Here is a 4,117-nt window from a genome sequence, read left to right as displayed (position 1 = left end):
ACTTTCGGGGTAGATAATCTCTGTGGGAGCCTCGGGTTGCAATTCCCTTACCATTGGGCTTTTCCTCCGTTTAATCGCTTGATTGTCGGATAGTTTATAGTTTAGCAGGGTTGCCCGTCGATTGGCTGTCCCACTCATGGGGTAGGGTGCGTGACGCCCCCTACGTTGCTGGGTGGGAAAACCGCACAATACAATCGGGGCGTCACGCACCTTGATGGATGGTTTCGGTTGTATATTTGAGGAGGCGGAGCCTCGGGAGGGGTTGCCCAGGCAGGAGCCAGGGAACGAGTCAACGAGTCATAATTTGCCCCATCCAGTGAGATTACCACGGACTGCCGATCGCGGTAAAGGCGGACCAATAGTAAGGATGGCTCAGATCCGAGACGGTCAAATTACCAAATGCAGGGGGCAAGGGGAACTCACCGCGCGAGGTTTGCAAGACACCGTTAGCGATCGCCACATTGCCGCGAATCATGTCCAGTTGGGCTTGTCGCAAGGCTTCCGCTTTGATCGGCGCTTCGCTCAAATGGTCGTAAAACCGGCTCATCAACCCTAAAGTGCCTTCATCACTCACATACCACAAACTGGCTACGGCAGTTTTCACCCCCGCCTGCACGGCTAACCCGGCAAATCCCAATTCGGCTTGTTCGTCACCCAGGGCGGTGCGACAGGCACTCAGCACCAGCAATTCCACCGCCGGATCGTGAAATCCCAGGTCGCGCAGGCGGTTTAAGCGCAACTTTGTATCCCACAACTGAATGTAAGAATTTTCCAGATCGCCGGCTTGAAATTCCCCGTGGGTCGCCAGATGAACGATGCTGTAGTTGAGGGCTTTGCGTTGCTGCTTCAGGTTCTCGAAGGTGAAAGCGTCGTTGAGAAAATATTGCCCCTTTCGCAGGGTTTGGGTGATGGTTTGCATTTCCAGGGGGACGGCGGGTAAGGGAGAGAGGTCGTTAAATTCCGATGCCCCCATTGCTAACACGGGCAGCTCTTTAATATCCGTATAGCGGGTATCGGTTAAAGTCAACGAGGGCATTAGTCCCACACTATATTTTTCCACGATGAAGCCGGTGCCATCATGTAAGGCGGCGATCGGCAGATTCCGCAATCCCACATCCATAATAAAGGCGAGATTTTCAATGTTTTGGGCTTCTAAGTGTTCTTCGATGGGAGCGACGATCCACTGATAAAGCTGCTGGGCGGTGTCTAAATAGCTGTTATTGCGGCGAATCCCGGAGGCGGTGAGCTGACCGCGAAAGCGAGTGAGGGCTTTTTCCACTTCGGCGCGAGTAAGTCCCTCGATGCGCCGAATAATTGGTTCTCCTTGTGCGGTAACGAGGATAATTTCCAGGCGGTCGTTGTCGCGGCTTTCCTTTAACTCAGTGGGGGAAAAATGCACGTACACTAACGCGGGACGCACGCCGGTTTCGGTTTCGATTGTCTGCACGATGGTTTGCGCTTGCGCCAGGGAAACCGGTTCGCTGGTGGCGGGTACGTTGTTATGGGCGGCAAATGCTTGGGTGAAGGTGTCTTCGATCGCTCTCACTCCCGGATCCACCAGCGTTCGTTCGGCTTGTGTCCTCACTAACGGACTGACATAGCGATCGCGGCTGACTTCCGGTTTCCCAGTAGTTTCCATGTTAGTGGCGATCGCCCGCACTTGCTGCGGTGTTAGCACTTCCGGCGGCTCTTCCGGGAACAGAGCAACCTCGGCGGGAGTTTCGATGTCCACCGGGATATCGGGTTCCGCCGGAGTTTCCACCTCGGACACTGGTAAGGGGTCGATATCCACCGGGGTCACATCTGGCACTGGCGCGGCGATCGGGGTGCTGGTATCTTCTGCGGCGGCGGGCGAGTCGGGTTGTGCCGCCGAGGTGTCGGGAGATTCGGTATCGGTAGGCGACTCGACGACTTCTCCCGGGTTCTCGTCGGGAATCGGCGTTTCCGCTTCTTCCGGTTCCGGTTCTTCTGGGACAGTGGATTCCGCTGGCGCTTCTGGCGCGTCTTCCGACTCCTCCGCCGGTAATTCGGGGACGGATATATCTGCCGGTTCCGGTTCCGGTTCTGGCGGCGTTACCTCACTGGTTATCACATCAATATTCCCCCGGGTCACCGGACCGAGGAACGATTCGCCCAATTCCAGGGTCTCGGGACCGGTGGTAATCACCCCAGCGGTACCGTTGATGCTGTCGTCGCCGATAATCAAGGGAATCTCATCATCCCCGCCGGCATGACTCAGGGAAATGTTACCGCCGCCGAGTCCTCCTGCAGAGGAAATGCTCGCCTGCTCTCCGTTGCGATCGGTAAAGGTATCCGACGCACGGAAATATCGCCGGGTGATGATTTCTATATCGCCGCCAGTGCCGCTGTCGCCCCCTTCGGCGTTAATATATCCCACTTCGATGTTATTATCGGGGTCGAGGAATACATCGCCCCCATCGCCCTCGGTACCGGAACTGTCGATGGTTCCGGTTTCGATGCGATCGCGCGCCATCACGGTGATGTTGCCCCCGGCGATACCCGTGGCGGTGAGATTGCCGGCGATCGCAGCTCCCGTAGGACTTTCCAACTGGATGTCACCCCCGGTTCCGGTGCTATTCGCACTATTGAGATTGCCAGCATTCACATCGCCGGTACTGTTGCTCAGGCGAATCGCACCGCCGGATGTGGTAATATTGTTCGCGGTCAGTTGGTTTTGTGCCGAGAGTACCACCTCGCCCCCGCTGGTGGTTATCGGTTGGTTGAACTGGATGCTGTTGGCGCTGACGTTGACTTGTTGCGCCCCGATCGCGCCATTGGCGATCGCGCTGTTAGCATCGGACACTCCTAACTGCCCCAAGGGTTGCCCGCTTCCCACCGCACGATTGAAGGTAATTCCGCCATTCGCCGCACTGAGGCTGAGATTTGAAGCCTCACTACTACTTACGATCCCATTAAAGGTGATATTGCCGTTCGTGCTGGTCATCTCGCTGTTGCCTGTCAGGGCGATCGCGCTGTTAAATACAATATCCCCCAAAACGGTTAACTGGCTCGAAATTAACGCTTCTGCCCCATCCACGGTTAACCCATTCAAGGCATTGGTACTGCCGATAGTATCGCTCCAGCTTACGGTTCCCGTCCCAGAATTTAATCCCAGATCGTGAGTGCCGTCTACCGTACCGAGAAAGGTGATATTTCCCGCGCCACTGCCGGTACTGAGGGTGATATCGGCATTGAGGATAACATTGCCATCCAGGGTAATATCGCTGTTGGCAGTTTCGATTCCCTCGCTCAGTTCCAGGGTTTCCCCGGCAAGCGTGACCTCCTCACCTACCGTTACTTCTAACAATCCGAGTAACTTCAGCAACCCGCTACCAGACTGGAACAAAATGGAATTGTTCAAGCTTACCGCATTAATGGTCATCTCACTCGTACCATCGGTGCGACCGATTTCGATCGCCTGAAAACCGGGTTGCAAGAAATTAATCTCCCCTAGGGTGAAATCCAGTCCCTCGGTGTCCGCAGTGCCGGCAATTTGCAGGTTTTGCCCGATACTCCCGGGGCGCAGGTGCAGAATTCCCGTACCGCTAATCAATCCGCCAAAATCCAGTTCGTTGCCAGTTAAGGTGAGGTTGGTTATGCCCAATGTCAGGCGATCGGCAAAGGTAATGGTTCCGAGTCCGGCATTGATTTCCGCACTGTCAGCCGTATAAGTAACCGCACTGTTAAAGCTAATATTATCATCCCCAGTGGTAATATTATCGAACAGGGCCACTTCACCGCCGCCGATTTGGGCAAAAGAGCCATCGAGATTCAACGCGCCATTAATCGTCAGTTGACCGCCATTCGCGATCGTCATACTACCCTCAGCAGTAGTGGTCACTGTCTCAAACAGCGTCACGGTGCCGCTTCCACTCACATTAATGTCGCTCTCCGCACTCATGCCATTAATTTCGATATCTGTGCCGTCAATACTAACGGTATTTCCCGAATTAATCGGTTGAAAAACCGTTACCGCCCCACTGCCATTAATGTCGATATTGTCAGTAGCAGATAAAGCCTCGGTTTGAATGTCATTCCCAGAAAGGGTCAGAGTATTTCCAGCGTCGATATCATCGTTAGCCGTAACATTTCCACT

Annotated in this window: 1 protein-coding gene; it reads right to left on the bottom strand. The window is 54.7% G+C overall.

Going from position 1 to position 4,117, the window contains the following annotated elements:
* Positions 1-322: 322 nt before the first annotated feature.
* Positions 323-4,117: CHAT domain-containing protein (locus tag LKK83_RS30545; protein WP_324635240.1), on the bottom strand; the 3,795-nt coding region annotated here is incomplete at its 5' end.

Source organism: Phormidium sp. CCY1219 (assembly GCF_035615515.1).
Classification (GTDB): Bacteria; Cyanobacteriota; Cyanobacteriia; order Cyanobacteriales; family Laspinemataceae; genus CCY1219.
This window is presented reverse-complemented; position numbering and strand designations above follow the sequence as displayed.